17 protein-coding genes are annotated in these 17,557 nt (G+C 59.5%); 7 read left to right on the forward strand and 10 right to left on the reverse strand.

What is annotated here, in order from left to right; genetic code table 11:
* Positions 1–11 precede the first annotated feature (11 nt).
* Both U5L73_RS01495 and U5L73_RS01500 read right to left on the reverse strand, forming a co-directional pair.
* Positions 12–809 carry an ABC transporter ATP-binding protein gene (locus U5L73_RS01495; protein ID WP_322560691.1) on the reverse strand — a complete coding sequence of 266 codons (798 nt, stop codon included), beginning with the start codon at positions 807–809 and terminating at the stop codon, positions 12–14.
* Entirely contained in the window at positions 806–1,942 is a 1,137-nt protein-coding gene (locus U5L73_RS01500; protein WP_322560692.1) for an ABC transporter permease, read from the reverse strand. Before U5L73_RS01500 ends, U5L73_RS01495 begins: the two co-directional genes overlap by 4 nt.
* Before the next feature lie 83 nt (positions 1,943–2,025).
* On the opposite strand from U5L73_RS01500, the gene U5L73_RS01505 reads away from it, so the two are divergent.
* From U5L73_RS01505 to U5L73_RS01515, 3 genes are all read left to right on the forward strand, one after another.
* Positions 2,026–2,811 carry an enoyl-CoA hydratase/isomerase family protein gene (locus U5L73_RS01505; RefSeq protein WP_322560693.1) on the forward strand — a complete coding sequence of 262 codons (786 nt, stop codon included), beginning with the start codon at positions 2,026–2,028 and terminating at the stop codon, positions 2,809–2,811.
* 79 nt (positions 2,812–2,890) lie between these two features.
* The gene (locus U5L73_RS01510; RefSeq protein WP_322560694.1) at positions 2,891–4,630 is read left to right on the forward strand and encodes a GMC family oxidoreductase; all 1,740 of its coding nucleotides are present in this window, start codon (positions 2,891–2,893) and stop codon (positions 4,628–4,630) included.
* Positions 4,631–4,919: 289 nt separating this feature from the next.
* A complete protein-coding gene (locus U5L73_RS01515) occupies positions 4,920–5,684 on the forward strand; it encodes a sulfite exporter TauE/SafE family protein (protein WP_322560695.1) in 765 nt (254 codons plus the stop codon).
* Positions 5,685–5,690: 6 nt separating this feature from the next.
* Here the strand turns inward: U5L73_RS01515 and mrdA are convergent, their stop codons facing one another.
* From mrdA to U5L73_RS01535, 4 genes are read right to left on the reverse strand one after another with little or no spacing between them, the layout of a single operon-like run.
* On the reverse strand, positions 5,691–7,637 hold the full coding sequence (gene mrdA, locus U5L73_RS01520; protein ID WP_322560696.1) for a penicillin-binding protein 2: 1,947 nt from the start codon (positions 7,635–7,637) through the stop codon (positions 5,691–5,693).
* Between the two features lie 11 nt (positions 7,638–7,648).
* Positions 7,649–8,179, reverse strand: a complete 531-nt coding sequence (mreD, locus tag U5L73_RS01525; RefSeq protein WP_313874430.1) for a rod shape-determining protein MreD — start codon at positions 8,177–8,179, stop codon at positions 7,649–7,651.
* Complete coding sequence (gene mreC, locus U5L73_RS01530; RefSeq protein ID WP_322560697.1) at positions 8,176–9,099, reverse strand: rod shape-determining protein MreC; 924 nt, start codon at positions 9,097–9,099, stop codon at positions 8,176–8,178. The genes mreD and mreC overlap by 4 nt, the downstream gene beginning before the upstream one ends.
* 24 nt (positions 9,100–9,123) lie before the next feature.
* Positions 9,124–10,167, reverse strand: a complete 1,044-nt coding sequence (locus U5L73_RS01535) for a rod shape-determining protein (protein ID WP_313874432.1) — start codon at positions 10,165–10,167, stop codon at positions 9,124–9,126.
* Between the two features lie 201 nt (positions 10,168–10,368).
* Here U5L73_RS01535 and gatC point away from each other — a divergent pair, with 201 nt between their 5' ends.
* From gatC to gatB, 3 genes are read left to right on the forward strand one after another with little or no spacing between them, the layout of a single operon-like run.
* Positions 10,369–10,668 (forward strand): Asp-tRNA(Asn)/Glu-tRNA(Gln) amidotransferase subunit GatC, encoded by a 300-nt coding sequence (gene gatC, locus U5L73_RS01540; RefSeq protein ID WP_313874433.1) that lies wholly within the window; start codon positions 10,369–10,371, stop codon positions 10,666–10,668.
* A 14-nt stretch (positions 10,669–10,682) separates the two neighbouring features.
* Entirely contained in the window at positions 10,683–12,200 is a 1,518-nt protein-coding gene (gatA, locus tag U5L73_RS01545; RefSeq protein ID WP_322560698.1) for an Asp-tRNA(Asn)/Glu-tRNA(Gln) amidotransferase subunit GatA, read from the forward strand.
* A gap of 2 nt (positions 12,201–12,202) precedes the next feature.
* Positions 12,203–13,750 carry an Asp-tRNA(Asn)/Glu-tRNA(Gln) amidotransferase subunit GatB gene (gene gatB, locus U5L73_RS01550; RefSeq protein ID WP_322560699.1) on the forward strand — a complete coding sequence of 516 codons (1,548 nt, stop codon included), beginning with the start codon at positions 12,203–12,205 and terminating at the stop codon, positions 13,748–13,750.
* Positions 13,751–13,753: 3 nt separating this feature from the next.
* On the opposite strand, the gene U5L73_RS01555 is transcribed toward gatB, so the two are convergent.
* Complete coding sequence (locus tag U5L73_RS01555; protein ID WP_322560700.1) at positions 13,754–14,416, reverse strand: DUF4124 domain-containing protein; 663 nt, start codon at positions 14,414–14,416, stop codon at positions 13,754–13,756.
* Entirely contained in the window at positions 14,417–15,091 is a 675-nt protein-coding gene (pyrE, locus tag U5L73_RS01560) for an orotate phosphoribosyltransferase (RefSeq protein WP_322560701.1), read from the reverse strand. It abuts the gene before it with no gap.
* 10 nt (positions 15,092–15,101) lie between these two features.
* Between pyrE and U5L73_RS01565 the strand changes: the two genes are divergently transcribed.
* Positions 15,102–15,893 (forward strand): exodeoxyribonuclease III, encoded by a 792-nt coding sequence (locus U5L73_RS01565; RefSeq protein ID WP_322560702.1) that lies wholly within the window; start codon positions 15,102–15,104, stop codon positions 15,891–15,893.
* Between the two features lie 65 nt (positions 15,894–15,958).
* Here the strand turns inward: U5L73_RS01565 and U5L73_RS01570 are convergent, their stop codons facing one another.
* Both U5L73_RS01570 and U5L73_RS01575 read right to left on the reverse strand, forming a co-directional pair.
* A complete protein-coding gene (locus tag U5L73_RS01570) occupies positions 15,959–16,597 on the reverse strand; it encodes a PEP-CTERM sorting domain-containing protein (protein ID WP_322560703.1) in 639 nt (212 codons plus the stop codon).
* Positions 16,598–16,704: 107 nt separating this feature from the next.
* Positions 16,705–17,505, reverse strand: coding sequence for a M48 family metallopeptidase (locus tag U5L73_RS01575; RefSeq protein WP_322561913.1), 801 nt, complete (start codon positions 17,503–17,505; stop codon positions 16,705–16,707).
* Between the last annotated feature and the right edge of the window lie 52 nt (positions 17,506–17,557).

The raw sequence follows: 17,557 nt of genomic DNA on the forward strand, positions 1-17,557 counted from the left end.
AACGTGTCGATCTAACCTGCATTGGAGGGCGAATGCAAGAGCGCTTGCGCACGGCGCCCTCGTCCACCCCTGAAAAAGTCTTGCACAAACGGATGCTCAAAAGCCACCACCGCCTCTGGTGCCGCATCCAGCACCACCCGCTTGTCCGCCACGACCGCAATCCGGGTGCTGAGTTCGAAAATGGTATCGAGGTCGTGGGTCACCATCACCACCGTCAGGTCCAGCTCTTGGTGCAGGCTTTGCAAGAGCGCACAAAAGGCATCGGCGCTGTCGGGGTCGAGGCCTGCGGTGGGTTCGTCGAGCAGGAGCAGGGGCGGGTCCATGGCGAGTGCGCGCGCTAGCGCCACCCGCTTGGTCATGCCGCCCGACAAGTCCGACGGCATTTTGTGGGCGTGCTTGGGGTCCAGCCCCACCATCTGCAACTTAACCATGGCGACATCACGCACCAAGGCAGGTGGCAGGGTACCGCGCTCGCGCAGCGGAAATGCAATGTTCTCCAGCACCGTGAATGCAGAAAACAAAGCCCCGTGCTGAAACAACATGCCGACCCGGCTGGACGCTCCGGCGCGTCCCAGCTCGGCAGCAGGCCGCCCTTGCACGGTCACAGTGCCGCGGGTCGGTGTTTCCAGCCCGAGCATTTGGCGCAGCAAGACGGTTTTGCCGCTGCCGGAGCCGCCCACGATCGAGAGCAGCTCGCCTTGTGCGACCGTGAGGTCGAGGTTTTGGTGGATGACGGTGGCGGCACCGGCGGTCTTGAACACGGACCACAGCTTGTCGATTTGCACCATGGCCTTAGCAGCGTCGCTCATAGGCCCACCGATTTAAAAACGACTGCGAAAAGCGCATCCACCAGAATCACCATGGTGATGGAGCTCACCACGGACGCAGTAGTGCACTCGCCCAGACTTTGGGTGTCCGGCTTGACCCGGAGGCCGTGGTGGCAGGCGATCAGCGCAATCAAAACGCCAAACACACAGGACTTGCCCAGGGCCAGCCAGAGGTTGGCAATCTCTACAGTTTTGGGCAAAGCAGACACAAAGTATGCGGGTGTCAGGCCCATGCTGAGGTCTGCGGCCAGCATGCCACCTAGCAGGGCCGCCAGCGTGGTCCACACGGCGACCAAGGGCATGGCCACCGCCATGGCCAAGGTGCGGGGCATGACGAGCCGGAATCCTTTAGGAATACCCATGACGCGCATGGCGTCGAGCTCTTCCGTCACCCGCATGACGCCGATTTGCGCCGTGATCGCCGAGCCCGAACGCCCGGCCACCAGAATCGCTGCCAGCACAGGTCCGAGCTCGCGGATCAGTGACATACCGAGAATATTGACGATGAAACTGTCCGCACCGTATTGGCGCAGTTGTTTGGACATCAGGTACGCCAACACCACACCGATCAAAAAGCCCACAAGCGCGGTAATCGGCAGCGCAGTGGCCCCGATGCGATACAGGTGCCCCGACACATCCCGCCAAGGGCCCTGCAGGGGGTGGCGAGCCAGTTGCACGCAGTCCAACAGCGACTGCCCCGTCATGCGCAGCAGCCCGACCAAGTGCGCCTGCACACCGGCGAGTTTGCGACCCAAGGCCGTTAACAACACATGCCAATCCAGAGGGTCGGCGGGAGGCGGTGGTACTGAGAAGCGCGCCACCCGTTCCAACAAGGCTTTATGGATAGGCTCGACCAGCAGTTGCTCCGGCCAGTGGCGGCTCCAGAAGTTCCAGAGGGCCTGGGCGCCGGTGTGGTCCATGCGCTGGATCGGCCGTGCATCCCACACCACGGCCGACGCGGTCTGGACCGCCGCCGCTACGGTGCGCCATTCGGCTTTGATACCAAGCCAGACGGCAGGCGCGGAGAGCGCATCGGCCGTCCATGTCCCGCGCAGAGTGACCCGCAGACCTTCGGGGTCCTGGGTGATGCTAAGTGCGGGCTGGGTGTCCTCCACGGGTCTGGTACTGTGAGTGGCTAAGGTGCGCATGGTAACTGCTCACAATTGCAAGCAAAATATCTGCAGGAGACAAACCAACCATGCAAGAAAACACAAGTCCCACCGAAGAACTGGGAATCGAACAACGCGGCGCTGTGCTGTGGCTCACCATCCAGCGCGAAGAGCGCCGCAATGCCATGAGCCACAGCGTGATTGCAGGCATGGCCGATGCGATTCGCGCCGCACAGCACCGACCGGACATCCGCGCGATCGCGATCACCGGCGCAGGCCCCAAGGCGTTTTGCTCGGGCGCTGATTTGCAGGCATCCAAAGTCTTTACCGGCGACTATTCGCAACCCCACGCGCACCTGGCCCAGCTTTTGCGCGCGGCACGCGCCAGCCATATCCCGCTGATCGCACGGGTCAACGGCTTTTGTCTGGCCGGCGGCATGGGCCTGCTGTCCATGTGCGACATGGCTGTGGCGGCAAGCCACGCCACCTTCGGCCTGCCGGAAGTCAAGGTCGGAGTGTTCCCCGCGCAGGTGCTCACAGTGCTGCAACACCTGGTGCCGCGCCGGGTGCTTGCTGAGATGTGTATCACCGGCGAGCCGATCACCAGCGCGCAGGCGCTGACCTACGGACTGGTCAATCATGTAGACGACGATGTAGATGCCAAGTTGCAATGGCTGCTGGACCGGATTCTGGACAAGTCTCCTGCAGCTATTCGCCGGGGGCTGTACACCATGAAATCGGTGGAGACGATGGCGTTTGAAGAGTCCATGGCATTCACCGAGAGCCAGATTGCGCTCTTCACCCTGACCGATGACGCCCGCGAGGGCCAGAAGGCCTTTCAAGAGAAACGCAAACCGCACTGGACCGGTACCTGAGTCCTCTGGCGCCGGGCCCGCATATGCGAGTAGCCCGCTGCACACTGACGCCCACCTCTCTGGATAGGTACTGACCCGTATGAACAACGACACCACTTTTGACTACATCATCATCGGCGCAGGCACTGCCGGCTGCCTGCTCGCTAACCGGCTGAGTGCCAATGCCTCCAAGCGGGTGCTGCTGATTGAGGCGGGCCGTAAGGACGATTACCACTGGATCCACATTCCCGTGGGCTACCTGTACTGCATTGGCAACCCGCGCACCGATTGGCTTTTTCACACAGCCCCTGAAGCCGGGCTCAACGGGCGCAGCCTGCGCTACCCGCGGGGTAAGACGCTGGGTGGCTGCAGCAGCATCAATGGCATGATTTACATGCGGGGCCAAGCCCGCGATTACGACCAATGGGCACAGCTCACCGCCGACGCCCATTGGAACTGGGACAACAGCCTGCCCTATTTCAAGCTGCACGAAGACCACCACCTCGGTGCAACCCCTCTCCATGGCGCGAAGGGCACGGCCTCGCCGATCATCAAGAACAACGCCACGGTGTACGGCCAGGTACTGCGGCACCACCGCGCGGGCGGGGAGTGGCGCGTAGAGAAACAACGCCTGCGGTGGGATGTGCTGGATGCATTTGCACAAGCGGCACAACAGGCGGGGGTCCCTGCCACCGAGGACTTCAACCGCGGTGATAACGAAGGCGTCGGCTATTTCGAGGTCAACCAGAAAGACGGCTGGCGCTGGAACACGGCCAAGGCGTTTTTGCGCCCCATGTGCTACGGGCGCCCGAATTTCGAGCTTTGGAACTCGGCCCAAGTAGCCCGCCTATTGATCGAACCGGCGGCAGAAGACACCTCAGGAGCCACCCCTCTGCGCTGCAAAGGGGTAGAGGTCTGGACTGGTAGCGAAATGGTGACAGCGACTGCGCGCGCGGAAGTTTTGCTATGCGCGGGTGCGGTGGGATCGCCGCAAATACTCCAGCACTCCGGCATCGGCCCTGCAGGGCTTTTGCAACAGTACGGCGTCAAGGTGCTGCAAGACACTCCCGGCGTGGGTGCCAACCTGCAGGACCACCTGCAGATCCGCGCGGTATTCAAAGTCAAAAATACGACCACGCTCAACACCCAAGCCAATAGCTTGTGGGGCAAAGCCAAAATCGGGCTCGAATATGCCCTCAAGCGCAGCGGCCCCATGAGCATGGCGCCCAGCCAGTTAGGTGCGTTCACCCGCAGCAGCCCCGATCAAAAGTACCCCAACATTCAGTACCACGTGCAGCCCCTGAGCCTGGAGGCATTCGGCGAACCCCTGCACACCTTCAACGCGTTCACTGCCAGTGTGTGCAACCTGAACCCCACCAGTCGGGGGACGGTGCGGATCCAGTCGCCGGACTTCCAAGCGGCGCCTCGTATTGCGCCCAATTACCTGAGCACCGACGAAGACCGCAAAGTCGCGGCGGACTCACTGCGGGTCACACGCCGCATCGTGGGGCAACCTGCGTTGCAAAAATTTGAGCCGGAGGAATACAAACCCGGCTTGCAATTCCAGAGCGATGCGGAATTGGCACAGCTTGCCGGTGACATTGCCACCACCATCTTCCACCCCGTGGGCACCACCAAAATGGGCTGCATCGACGGACCTGATCAAGACCCGATGGCCGTGGTCGATAGCCGTCTGAAGGTGCGGGGCGTGGCCGGCTTGCGCGTGGTGGATGCCGGTGTGATGCCGCTGATCACCAGTGGCAACACCAACTCGCCCACCTTGATGATTGCCGAGAAGGCAGCGCAGTGGATTGCGGAAGACGCCGCTGTGCGCGAATGAAGGGTTTGTCCTGATACAGCGGCCTCGCAGAGGCGGCTACATTTCATGCCAACGCTGAACCGAACAGCAACTGCGAGGCCCACAAGGCCGGGCATGAAACGACGCCGAGGAGACGGCTAAGAACACATCCAATAACTCTGCACATAGCGATGCAGCCTCACAAAAGCACCGGCAACCCCGGTGCTTTTTTATTTACACCTTCATGAGGCCGTGGCGCTCGTGTAATCTGCGTTATTCGCTATTATTTTTATAGCAAAAGCCGCCAGTCGGCGGATGCGACAATCCCCGCATGGAATTGCTTATTGCGTCGCTCGCCTCCGGTCTGGCCGGGTTTATTGATTCGATCGTGGGTGGCGGTGGACTGATCCTCACACCCGCCCTGTTTGCCCTGTTTCCGCACACGGCGCCGGCGACCTTGTTCGGCACCAACAAAGGCGCGGCAGTGGCCGGTACGGCATTTGCCGCCGTTCAATACAACCGCAAGGTGTCTTTGCCTTGGAAGGCTTTGTTGCCGGCCACCGCGGTTTGCTTTTCTGCCGCGCTGACGGGCGCATGGGTAGTGACCCAAGTCTCCCCCGAATACTTGCGCAAAGCGCTCCCTTTCATCTTGGTGCTGGTGCTCGGCTACACACTCGCCAAAAAAGAGCTGGGCCGGCACCATGCGCCGCGTTTCAGCGGCAGGCACGAGGTGCTGGTCGCCTGCAGCGTCGGAGGCATCATTGGCTTTTATGACGGATTCTTTGGTCCCGGGACCGGCAGCTTCTTTGTGTTTTTGCTGGTGCGGCTCTTGGGATACGATTTTTTGCACGCCTCGGCGGGCGCCAAATTACTGAACACCGCCTCGAACGGAGCTGCCTTGCTGCTGTTCACTTTTACCGGCCATGTCTGGTGGCACTATGTAGTGTTCATGGCTTTGGCCAACGTGGCAGGCAGCCTGGCCGGCACCCACCTTGCGCTCAAGCACGGTACTGGCTTTGTGCGCTCCGTGTTTATCGCGGTGGTTTCCGCACTGATCCTGAAAACCGCCTACGACGCCTTTTTACGAGGTCTCTAGCCCGCTTTAGCGGGTTGGTGGCCACGGCAAGTCGGCTACCACGCGCGGCTTGCCGAGCGGGGCGGTGGCCTTGCCTTGGCTGACCGCAGCCAAGTCTTCCTCGCTTGGGTACTGGCCAAAGAGCCAGTAGTCGAACGTACGCCGGGCGATAGGTGCTGCGGATGCCGCTCCAAAACCGGCATTCTCGACAATCACCGCCAATGCAATCTTGGGATCTTCAGCTGGCGCAAATGCCACATACAACGAGTGGTCGCGCTGATGCTCCTCCATGGTGGAGGCGTTGTATTTCTGGTTTTTCCCTAAGCTCACCGCCTGTGCCGTTCCGGTCTTGCCACCGCTGACGTAGCCGGCCCCGGCAAATACGCGCGTGCCCGTGCCGCCTTGGGTCACGCCAACCATGGCGTCACGGATCACTTTTAAGTTTTCAGGCTTGTAGCCCAAATTGATTGGCGGCTCAGGCGCCACCGGGGTGCGCACACGGGTGGTGGCATCTTGTGTCGCAATCACAAGTTGGGGTTTGTGCTTGACGCCGTTGTTGGCGATGACTGCCACGGCCTGCGCCACTTGCAGCATGGTGAAGCTGTTGTACCCCTGCCCAATGCCCAGAGAGATGGTTTCACCGGCATACCATTTTTGGTGCTCGGGCCGCTTGTAGTACTTTCGTTTCCACGCTTGGCTGGGCAACACGCCGCGAACCTCACCGTTCACATCGATGCCGGTCAGTTGCCCGAAACCCAAGGGCGCCATGAAGTCGTGCATGGTGTCCACACCGAGCTCATTGGCCAACGAGTAAAAGTACACGTTGCTCGACTCCACAATGGCACGACGCATGTCCATGATGCCGCCCTTTTCGTTCGCAGGGCTGCCGAACCGGTTACCGCCAAATATGTAGGTACCGGTGTCGTTGATCAGGGTTTGGGGCGTGCGCGTGCCCGTCTCTAGTGCAGCCAAGGCCATGAAAGGCTTGTATGTCGAACCCGGAGGATAGGTGCCACGCAATGCGCGGTTGAGCAGCGGTTTGTCGATGGACTCATTGAGCATTTGCCAGTTTTCTTGGTCAATGCCCTCGACAAACAAATTAGAGTCAAAGGTCGGCTTACTGACAAAGGCCAGCACCTCACCCGTTTTAGGATCCAGCGCCACCAAGGCACCGCGACGGCTGCCGAACATGTCTTCAATCAGTTTTTGAAGCTTGATGTCGATCGACAGCATCACCACGTTTCCCGGCGTAGAAGGGTTGCTGGCTAGCTTGCGCACTGCGCGGCCTCCTGCCGAGGTTTCGATGCGCTCCACGCCGGTGGTGCCGTGTAGCACCGACTCAAAGCTCTGCTCTACCCCGAGCTTGCCGATGTACTCGGTACCCCGGTAATTGGCCTGGTCTTCGCTGTCGTCGATCCGCTCTTTTTCCGCCCGGTTGATGCGACCAATGTAGCCAATGACATGGCTTGCCAACTCGCCGTAGGGGTAGTTGCGAAACAGGCGCGCCTTGATTTCAACACCGGGAAAGCGAAAGCGCTGAGCTGCAAACCGCGCAACTTCGGCATCGGTCAGCCGGGTGCGGATCGGCAAGGACTCAAAGCTCTTGGACTCCTCCATCAGCTTTTTGAAACGCCGCCGGTCCCGTGGCGTGATGTCCACCACTTGTGCAAGCTCGTCCAAGGTGGCTTCGACACCGCCGCTTTTAGAGGGCGTTATTTCGAGGGTGTAGGCCGAATAGTTGCTGGCCAGCACCACCCCGTTGCGGTCCATGATCAAGCCGCGATTGGGCACGATCGGAACGATGGAGGTGCGGTTGCTCTCCGCTTGGGCCCGCAAGTCGTCGTGGCGGAATATCTGGAGATAGACCAAGCGCGCAAAAAGCAAAACGAAACAAAAGAAGACCAGCACGCTGACCGCAAAGATGCGGGTGCGAAAGCGGGCCAGGTCAGCTTGTACATTGCGCAACTCAGTCATCAGAGCGCACCTTACAGAGGTCGGTTGGCATCAGGGTCCGGCGCACGCCGCTGCGGCGCAAGCAGCACGATACTCGCAACCGGCCACAGCGCAGCCTCCAAAAAAGGCGCCAGCATCAATAGCCAGCCGGGAAAGGCACCGCCACCGGCCATGCGTAAAAACAATTCCAAACCATGCGCAGCCGCGAACAAAGGGAACACCTGGGCAGCCTGCGAGGGAACCGAAAACCAGAGCAAGCGCCGGTGCACAGCAATCGCCAGAAAACTCAACACCGTGTACGACATGGCGTGTTGCCCCAACAGCGCACCTTGATGGACGTCCATCAACAAGCCCATGAAAAAGGCGGCACCAATACCCACGCGGAGGGGCTGATGCACCGTCCAAAACACCAGCACCAGCGCCAGCATGTCAGGCGTCCAGGCGGAGCGTCCCCACCAACCCATGTTGAACAGCATGTTCAGCAGCAAAGCGCTCAGCAGGCTTCCCCATATGAACAAGGGTTTGGCCGGCAACAGCAATTGCTGCCCGGGTCGCATGATCATGGTTTAGCCCCTTTGGCTTTCGGGGTGACGACTGAGGGCTCGGGCTGCGGGCGCGCCGGTATTTTGTCGCCCAGTGGATCCAAAACGATCACATGCCCGGCACCGGACACCAGCCCTAGCGGCACGCAGTAAATGCGCGCAAATACCGCATCCACTTTGCGCTCCACTTTTTCCACCCGGGCCACAGGCAGGCCAGGGGGGTAGATACCATCGACACCGCTGGTGGTCAACAAGTCGCCCACCGCCACATCCGCGTTGGCCGCCATGTAGCGCAACTCCAGGGCATCCGCATAAGACGAGGTATCGCCGAATGCCACACCCCGCGCTCCGGTCCGGGCGTTCAGCACCGGAATCGCGTGGTCCCGGTCAGTGATCAAGGTCACTTCACTCGTGAGCGGATACACACGGGTCACTTGCCCGATGACACCCGACTCATCCAGCACCGGAGAACCCAAGGCGACCCGGTGCAGCTGCCCCCGGTCGATGATCACTTTGCGGGTGTAGGGGTCAGCAGCGTCGTAGATGACCTGGGCAGCACGGAAATTGGTGTCCAAGCGTGCTGAAAGGTCCAGCAGTTTGCGCAAACGCTGATTTTCCAACTCGAGCTGATCGACCTGATTGGCGCGCAGTGACTGCGTACTCAACTTGCGCCGCGCTTCTTCTTGCACGGTTTCTGCGGTGGCGAGCGTCGAGAAATACGCCGACAGCTGCCCCGCAGCGGCCAAAGGCTGCAAAGCCAGCCACTGCACCGGATAGAGCCCGGCTGCGAGTGCCGTGCGCAATGGCTGCATCACTTTGAAGCGAGCATCTGACACCATCAACAGCAGGGCGAATGCGCTGCAGACAGCAAGCTTGGTCAAGGCCGAAGGGCCCTGACGGAAGAAGGGGGGAGGATCTCTGTCCAGCGTACCGAGTGGCATCGCTGTGTCCGGAATAAGTGAAGATTATTCGCTGGTGAAAATGGAACCCAAGCGCTCCATCTGTTCCAACGCGATGCCACAACCACGAACCACGCAGGTCAGCGGATCTTCGGCCACCAACACCGGCAAGCCGGTTTCCTCGGCCAACAAACGGTCCAAGTCGCGCAACAAGGCGCCACCACCGGTCAGCATCATGCCGCGGTCCGCAATGTCTGCACCCAACTCAGGCGGGGTTTGCTCCAAAGCATTTTTGACGGCCGACACGATATTGTTCAGCGGGTCGGTCAAGGCTTCCAGGATTTCATTGGAAGAAATCGTGAAGCTGCGGGGCACGCCCTCGGACAGGTTGCGACCACGGACTTCCATTTCCTTGACTTCAGAGCCGGGGAATGCAGAACCGATTTGCTTCTTGATGGCCTCAGCGGTAGGCTCACCAATCAACATGCCGTAGTTGCGGCGGATGTAGTTGATGATGGCTTCGTCAAACTTGTCGCCGCCTACGCGCACCGAGCCCTTGTAGACCATGCCGCCCAAGGAGATCACGCCGACTTCGGTAGTACCACCACCGATATCCACCACCATAGAGCCGCTGGCTTCAGCCACTGGCAAACCGGCACCGATGGCGGCTGCCATGGGTTCTTCGATCAGGTACACATCGCTGGCACCTGCGCCCAGCGCAGATTCGCGAATGGCACGCCGTTCCACTTGGGTGGAGCCGCAAGGCACGCAAATGATGATACGGGGGCTCGGCTTGAACACGCCGCGGGGGTGCACCATCTTGATAAACTGCTTGAGCATCTGCTCAGTGACGGTGAAGTCGGCAATCACGCCGTCCTTCATCGGGCGGATCGCCTCGATGTTGCCGGGCACTTTGCCCAACATGGCTTTGGCTTCGCGGCCTACAGCCTGGATCGTCTTCTTGCCTTGAGGACCGCCCTCGTGGCGAATCGCGACCACTGAGGGCTCGTCGAGCACGATGCCCTTATCTCGCACGTAAATCAGGGTGTTGGCAGTGCCAAGGTCAATCGCCAAGTCAGTAGAAAAATACTGACGGAAAGCTCCAAACATTACATTTCCTCTCAAGCGTGCCGCGCGCTTCGGCGCAACACCACCGGTTTTAACAATTTTAATTCGTAAGTTTGGCGTCAAAGACCGCGGGTTTCCGAGCCTCCGGCCAAAGGCAGGATAATAACCCATCCCCTGTTAATAACTCCGGACGGAAAGCGTGGTTTGACACGATTTACCGCCGGTTTCAACCCTTCTACACCCATGTCCTTGACATCTGCCGACATCGCTCGTATCGCCAATCTAGCGCGCCTCGAACTCCAACCGGAGGAAAGTGAGCGCATGCTGACCCAATTGAACGGTTTTTTTGGAATCGTGGAGACCATGCGCGCAGTCGACACGACGGGCATTCAGCCCTTGGCACACCCGGTGGCGACCATTCAAGACATCACCCTGCGCTTGCGGGACGACCTTGCCACTGAGACAAACCAACGCGAAGCCAACCAACGCAGCGCGCCCGCCGTGGAGCGCGGGCTCTTTTTGGTGCCCAAGGTTATTGAGTAAAGCTACGTAAATTTATGACGACCCCCCTCTCCACCCGCGCGCCGCACGACTTGAGTGTTCAGGAACTGGTGACCGCGCTTGCAGACAAACAAGTGTCTGCTACCGAACTCGCCCAGCATTTTCTGGACCGGGGCCAAGCCCACAGTGCGCTCGGCGTCTATGTCGACAGCAACCCCGACGCCACCCTGGCGCAGGCCCGCGCGTCAGACGACCGCATTGCGGCAGGCAACGCCCGCCCCCTAGATGGTTTGCCGCTGGCGCACAAAGACATTTTCGTAACTCGCGACTTCGCCACCACCGCCGGCTCCCGCATGCTCAGGGGCTATCGCTCGCCTTTTGATGCCACCGTGGTGAGCAAACTGGCCGATGCAGGCACGGTTACATTGGGCAAAGTGAACTGCGACGAGTTCGCCATGGGCTCCAGCAACGAAAACACAGCGGTTGCGCCCCTGGGCAGCGACACCGTAGAACCGGTGCGCAACCCGTGGGATACCACCCGCATCCCCGGTGGCTCCTCCGGCGGCAGTGCAGCCGTAGTAGCCGCCCGCTTGGCACCTGCTGCGACTGGCACTGATACCGGCGGCTCGATCCGCCAACCGGCCGCGTTTTGCGGCATCACCGGCATCAAGCCGACTTACGGCCGCGCTTCGCGCTACGGCATGGTGGCGTTTGCCTCTAGCCTGGACCAAGCCGGCCCCATGGCCCGCAGTGCAGAAGACTGCGCATTGTTGCTATCTGCCATGTGCGGCCCGGACCCGGACCGCGACTCCACATCGCTCGACGCACCTGCCGAGAACTACTTGCGCCAACTGAACGACAGCATTGAAGGCCTGCGCATCGGCGTGCCGAAAGAGTTTTTCGGCGAAGGTTTGTCTGACGATGTGCGCGCGTCGGTCGATGCAGCGCTCAAGCAATACGAACAACTCGGCGCCAAGCTGGTGCCCATTGCATTGCCACGCACCGAGCTCTCCATCCCGGTGTACTACATCATTGCGCCCGCTGAAGCGTCGAGCAACCTGAGCCGCTTCGACGGCGTGAAGTTCGGACACCGCGCCAAAGACTACGGCGACCTGGCCGACATGTACAAAAAGACGCGCGCCGAAGGCTTTGGCGACGAAGTCAAACGCCGCATCATGATCGGCACCTATGTGCTGAGCCATGGCTACTACGACGCCTATTACCTGCAGGCCCAAAAAATCCGTCGCATGATTGCGGACGATTTCCAGAATGCCTTCAAAGAGTGCGATGTCATTGCCGGCCCGGTTGCGCCGACGGTGGCATGGAAGATCGGTGAAAAATCGGATGACCCGGTTGCCAACTATCTGGCTGACATCTTCACCCTGTCCGGCTCTTTGGCCGGTTTGCCGGGCATGAGCATTCCTGTCGGCTTTGCCAAAGCTGAAGCGGACAAGGGCTTGCCCATCGGCATGCAGTTGCTGGGCAACTACCTGGACGAAGCTCGCCTGCTCAACGCTGCGCACCGCTTCCAACAAGCGACTGACTACCACTTGGCCAAGCCTGCAGGATTCTGACTATGAGTGAGACCGTGAACACATTCGAAGCACAACAACAGGGCCGCCCCACCGGCCCGCTGGTGCATGGCTACGAAGTCATCATTGGCTTTGAGACCCACGCCCAGCTTTCGACCCTGTCGAAAATTTTCTCCCGCGCCAGTACTGCCTTTGGGGCAGAGCCCAACACTCAAGCCTGCGCGGTGGACCTGGCCTTGCCGGGCACCCTGCCGGTAATGAACAAGGGCGCGGTAGAACGCGCCATCCAGTTCGGACTGGCTATTGGCTCGCACATTGCCCCGCGCAGTATTTTTGCTCGCAAAAATTACTTCTACCCGGATCTGCCCAAGGGTTACCAGATCAGCCAGTTTGAGATTCCGGTGGTGCAAGGCGGCGCGGTGGAATTCTTTCTCGAGACAGGCAAAGGCGCCGACTTGGTTCGGGAAAAGAAAACCGTGCGCCTGGTGCGCGCGCACCTCGAAGAAGATGCGGGTAAATCGCTGCACGAAGACTTCATCGGGCAAAGCGGCATTGACCTGAACCGCGCCGGCACACCCTTGCTAGAAATCGTGACCGAGCCCGACATGCGCTCCAGCGCCGAGGCGGTGGCCTACGCCAAAGAACTGCACAAGATCGTGACTTGGATCGGCATTTGCGACGGCAACATGCAGGAAGGCTCCTTCCGCTGCGACGCCAACGTATCGGTCTGCAAACCGGGCCAACCCCTCGGCACCCGCCGCGAGATCAAGAACCTGAACAGTTTCAAGTTCATGCAGCAGGCCATCGACTATGAGGTGCGCTGGCAGATCGAGCAGATCGAAGACGGGTTGGAAATCCAGCAAGCCACCGTGCTTTTCAACCCCGACACCGGCGAGACCCGCGCCATGCGCACCAAGGAAGACGCGGCCGACTACCGCTACTTCCCGGATCCCGATCTACCGTCGCTATGTATTTCAGAGCAGTGGATCGAGACAGTTCGAGGGCAAATGGCCGAATTACCTCGTAACATGGCAGCGCGCTTCCAAGCGGATTACGGTCTGAGTGAGTACGATGCGACACAGCTCACGCAAAGCTTGGCACTCGCCAACTACTTTGAGGCGGTCACCAAAATTTGCGGACAACCGAAGCTCGCGAGCAACTGGATCATGGGTGAAGTTTCAAAGTGGCTTAATGCGGTGGAGGACACTTCTTTTGAAGAGTTCACAGAATTTGTGCCTGCTCGAAACTTAGCCGCATTGATTACACGAATCTCTGACAGCACAATTTCCAACTCCGCCGGAAAGACTGTGTTTGTAGAACTCACCCATGCACCTGGAACGATGCACGAAAGTGGGCTTGCTTATGTGGACTCGATCATCGAAGCCAAGGGCCTCAAACAAATGAACGACACCGGCGCACTGGAAGCGATCGTCGTTCAAGTGGTTGAAGCCAACGCCAAAAACGTGGCTGAATTCAAGGCGGGTAACGAAAAAGCCCTGAACGGCTTGGTGGGTCAGATCATGAAAGCCAGCAAGGGCAAGGCGAACCCGCAACAGGTCAACGACTTGCTGCGCAGCAAACTCGCGGGGTAAGCCTTACCGGTTCACAGCGGCTGCGGCAGCCCAGAGTTGTCGCAGCCGAACCAGTTCATCGTCAAAGCGGGCATTGACGCGTTTGGCCTCCGCGTCCTGTTCGCTGATGAACCGCTCTTGCACCGCCTTGCTTTGCTCGTTTTCTTCGAGCTGCCGGCGCAGGTATGCAGGCGCTTTGGTGGGGTCCTTTTTGTAGAACTCCATCTCCGCATCAATGGCGAGGCGCTGCTTGGCGAGTTCATCTACGCGGTTGGTCGCAGCTTTCACGACGACTGCAATTTGGGCCAGTGCATCCGAGCGCTCCTGATCGTGCACCACTTTGCTCGGGTAGCGCACCAATAGGGCACGGTCCCGGCGCTTTTCCTCGGCGATCCGGTTGCGGTCTTCTTGCTCGCGCTTTTCGCGCGCCTCCAGCTCCGCCAGCTCTTTGGAAGTCAAACTGGGGCCGACCTTGGCGCGGGTAGTTCCGCTGGGGTTCAAGATCCTTTGCTCGCGATCGATACATTCCTGAATCGGTCGATCAGCGGTGAGCTTGCGGCCCTTGGCATCCACACAGGTGTAGATGCCCCCGGCAGCAGGCGCTGAACTCTGGGCACTCGCCGCGGGCACGACGCCCAGGCAAAGCCCTCCCGACACCATCATTGCCACCAAGGCGGACTGCTTCATTTATTCACTTTCATCGACACCGTAACGCTGACGGTAAGCCAGCACACGCTCGGCGTCTGCTGCGGACCCATCGGTCTCTTGCAAATACTGCATCAAATCGCCCAGCTTCGCAATTGCGCAGACGTTCAAGCCCAGCTGACCACGCACGTATTGCACGGCGCTGTAAGGCACATCTTTGCCGCTCTCCGTTGCCATTTCCTGCCGGTCCAATGCAATGCATACGGCATGCGGAATCGCACCGGCGGCTTGGATGATGGCGATCGACTCACGGGCTGCGGTACCAGCTGACATGACGTCATCCACAATCAATACGCGACCTTTCAGGGGAGCACCGACCAAGGTGCCGCCTTCACCATGGTCTTTGGCCTCTTTGCGGTTGTAGGCAAAAGGCACGTTGCGGCCACGGCGAGCCAGCTCAATCGCCACGGCAGCGCCCAGCGGAATGCCCTTGTAAGCAGGCCCGAACACCATGTCAAACTCGATGCCGCTTTCAATCAGGCGCTCCGCATAAAATCCCGCGAGCTGCCCCAGTTTGGCGCCATCGTCAAACAGGCCAGCATTGAAAAAGTAGGGGCTCATGCGACCGGCTTTGGTCTTGAATTCGCCGAATCGCAGCACGCCACATGCCACAGCAAACTGTACAAACTCTTGTGCCAACGGGTCTTTGTCCGACATGGGGAAATCCTTGTTTAAATTAACCAGCCTGAACCTGAACGGCATCCGTTCCGCCACCAGCAAAGGCCTTGAAGCCTGGCTCGCCCAAGCGCAGCCCGATTGTATTTGCGTCCAGGAAGTCAAAGCCCAAGCGGCGGACGTTGCGGGCAAGTTCGAGTCCTTTGGCGATCTGAAAGGGCACTTCCATTTTGCGGAGAAGAAGGGCTATTCCGGTGTGGGCATCTACACCCGGGCCATACCGAGCGACGTCCGGGTCGGATACGGCTCCCAAGAGTTCGATGCCGAAGGCCGCTATGTCGAGCTGCGTTTTGACACGCCCAGCCGCAAGTTCTCCATCATCAGCGCCTATTTCCCGAGCGGCTCGTCCGGTGAAGAACGGCAAGCCGCTAAATTTCGATTCTTGGAAGAGTTTTACCCCCATCTCCAAGACCTCCGGTCCGGGCGTGAGCTGGTGCTGTGTGGCGACCTCAATATTGCGCACCAAGAGATTGACCTGAAAAACTGGAAAGGCAACAAACAGAACTCCGGCTTTTTGCCCGAAGAGCGGGCGTGGATGACCAAGGCGCTCAGCGAAGGAGGGCTGGTCGATGTGCACCGCACGCTCCACCCGACGGCCACCGAAGAAAGCTACACATGGTGGAGCAACCGCGGGCAGGCCTACGCCAAGAACGTGGGCTGGCGGCTTGACTATCATTTGGCAACCCCAGCCTTCGCTGCGACAGCCAAGGAAGTCGCCATTTACAAGGCTGAGAAGTTTTCCGACCATGCACCCGTCACCGTCGCCTACGACTGGACTTTTTGACCAGTTGCCACGCAACGGTGCGACTCTAATCTCCCATCAAAAAGAGCCCTCTCGGGGCTCTTTTTTCATGGCTTTTGGGCTTTGCGACGTCGGGCCACTGCACCCAAAACGGCCAATCCGCCCAACATCAGGGCATAAGTCTCCGGCTCGGGTACCGGGGTCATGATGGAGACCTTGATCACCATGTCGTCGTAATCCTTGTCTTTGGCCTTGTCATTGAACATCAGCAATGCACTCTGTTTGTCGCTGCTCAAGACCATGCCCACACGGGAGTCGCCATTGCCAAAGGCGGTGCGCAAGTTACCCTGCGACAAGAAACTGAAGTTCAATTTGCCAGCGCTCACATCAGAGAAACCGAACGAGCTCACGCCCGGGACCGACATGGTGTTGGAGAAAGACTCGACATCGAAGGGATGGAAACTGATCGAACTGAAGACGTTATTAAAAGCCGCCTCTTTGCCCACGAAGGTAAAGGTCAGATCAGCCGCGCCACTCAATTTCAAAAAACTGCCATAACGTGCTTGCGACAGATCGAAGCCCGGAACAGCCACATCGAAAGCATTCGCGGGGTTGGTATTGAGGGTGAGGTGGCTACCACCCGCTAAGGAAAAGGTCGGAGATGTCACAACAGTCGCCATCGCGGCACCCGTCATCGACCAACCCAGCGCCAGACCTACCGCTAGTTTTTTCAGCAATGTTTTCACAGTTACTCCCTTGTATGTAAGTAGATGTAGTTGTGGTTTTATCGCGGGCTTCCAACAATAGTCCGCGTGGACTAGCGGGTGCGCAAACGTTGCCTTTCAGGCTCGCTTTAAGGCACTTTTTTGGATTTTTCGGGCTTTTTAGCTTTCGCATACAGGGGCACCACTTGCGCCATTGCCGCTTCCATGTCGGCAATCCGGGTATCGCCGGCAGGGTGGGTCGACAGCCATTGCGGCGGCGCATTCTTGTTGGCAGCCGACATCTTGCGCCACAAGGTGATGCCCGCGCGCGGGTCGTAACCCGCGCGGGCAGCAAGCTCCAAGCCCACCAGATCGGCCTCGGACTCATCTTCACGGCTGAACTTCAAGGTCAAGAGCTGGGCACCGTATTGGGTAACCGTTTGCCCGATCTGCCCCAGCCCGAGCACCTGCGACAGCAAGTTCGCACCCAGCCCGGTCGCTGCGGTTTTACCCATCCGCTCGCGGGTATGCTCCCGCAAAGCATGGGCGATTTCATGGCCCATGACCATGGCGACTTCGTCATCTGTGAGTTTGAGGGTGTCGAGAATGCCGGTGTAGAACGCAATCTTGCCCCCCGGCATGCAAAAAGCATTGATCTGCTTAGACCCGATCAAATTGATCTCCCAGCGCCAGTCTTGGGCGCGTGGATTCCACTCATTGGCATAAGGGATGATGCGGCGCGCGATTGTCCTCAAGCGCCGCACTTGGGGATGCTCATCGCCCGCCAAGGCTCTTTGCTGCTGCGCTTGGGCCAGCATCTGGGCGTATTGCTGCGCCGCAGACTCCTCGATGTCGCTGGCCGAGACCAATTTGCTAAATGCGGAGTTACCCCCTACCTCCACGCCCTCTCTCGCGAACGCGGTTGGGGTCAAAACGGTGCAACCCACCATCAACAAGCCGCCAACCCAGCGGATCAGGGACGGGCGGAGGCGACTCACAGGA

This window comes from Rhodoferax sp. (genome assembly GCF_034520025.1).
Classification (GTDB): domain Bacteria; phylum Pseudomonadota; class Gammaproteobacteria; order Burkholderiales; family Burkholderiaceae_C; genus Allorhodoferax.

Bases quoted from the DNA above. Each gene is read 5' to 3' on its own strand.
- U5L73_RS01495 (WP_322560691.1), bottom strand. From the start codon at position 809: ATGAGCGACGCTGCTAAGGCCATGGTGCAAATCGACAAGCTGTGGTCC.
- U5L73_RS01505 (WP_322560693.1), top strand. From the start codon at position 2,026: ATGCAAGAAAACACAAGTCCCACCGAAGAACTGGGAATCGAACAACGC.
- U5L73_RS01510 (WP_322560694.1), top strand. From the start codon at position 2,891: ATGAACAACGACACCACTTTTGACTACATCATCATCGGCGCAGGCACT.
- U5L73_RS01515 (WP_322560695.1), top strand. From the start codon at position 4,920: ATGGAATTGCTTATTGCGTCGCTCGCCTCCGGTCTGGCCGGGTTTATT.
- mrdA (WP_322560696.1), bottom strand. From the start codon at position 7,637: ATGACTGAGTTGCGCAATGTACAAGCTGACCTGGCCCGCTTTCGCACC.
- mreD (WP_313874430.1), bottom strand. From the start codon at position 8,179: ATGATCATGCGACCCGGGCAGCAATTGCTGTTGCCGGCCAAACCCTTG.
- mreC (WP_322560697.1), bottom strand. From the start codon at position 9,099: ATGCCACTCGGTACGCTGGACAGAGATCCTCCCCCCTTCTTCCGTCAG.
- U5L73_RS01535 (WP_313874432.1), bottom strand. From the start codon at position 10,167: ATGTTTGGAGCTTTCCGTCAGTATTTTTCTACTGACTTGGCGATTGAC.
- gatC (WP_313874433.1), top strand. From the start codon at position 10,369: ATGTCCTTGACATCTGCCGACATCGCTCGTATCGCCAATCTAGCGCGC.
- gatA (WP_322560698.1), top strand. From the start codon at position 10,683: ATGACGACCCCCCTCTCCACCCGCGCGCCGCACGACTTGAGTGTTCAG.
- gatB (WP_322560699.1), top strand. From the start codon at position 12,203: ATGAGTGAGACCGTGAACACATTCGAAGCACAACAACAGGGCCGCCCC.
- U5L73_RS01555 (WP_322560700.1), bottom strand. From the start codon at position 14,416: ATGAAGCAGTCCGCCTTGGTGGCAATGATGGTGTCGGGAGGGCTTTGC.
- pyrE (WP_322560701.1), bottom strand. From the start codon at position 15,091: ATGTCGGACAAAGACCCGTTGGCACAAGAGTTTGTACAGTTTGCTGTG.
- U5L73_RS01575 (WP_322561913.1), bottom strand. From the start codon at position 17,505: ATGGTGGGTTGCACCGTTTTGACCCCAACCGCGTTCGCGAGAGAGGGC.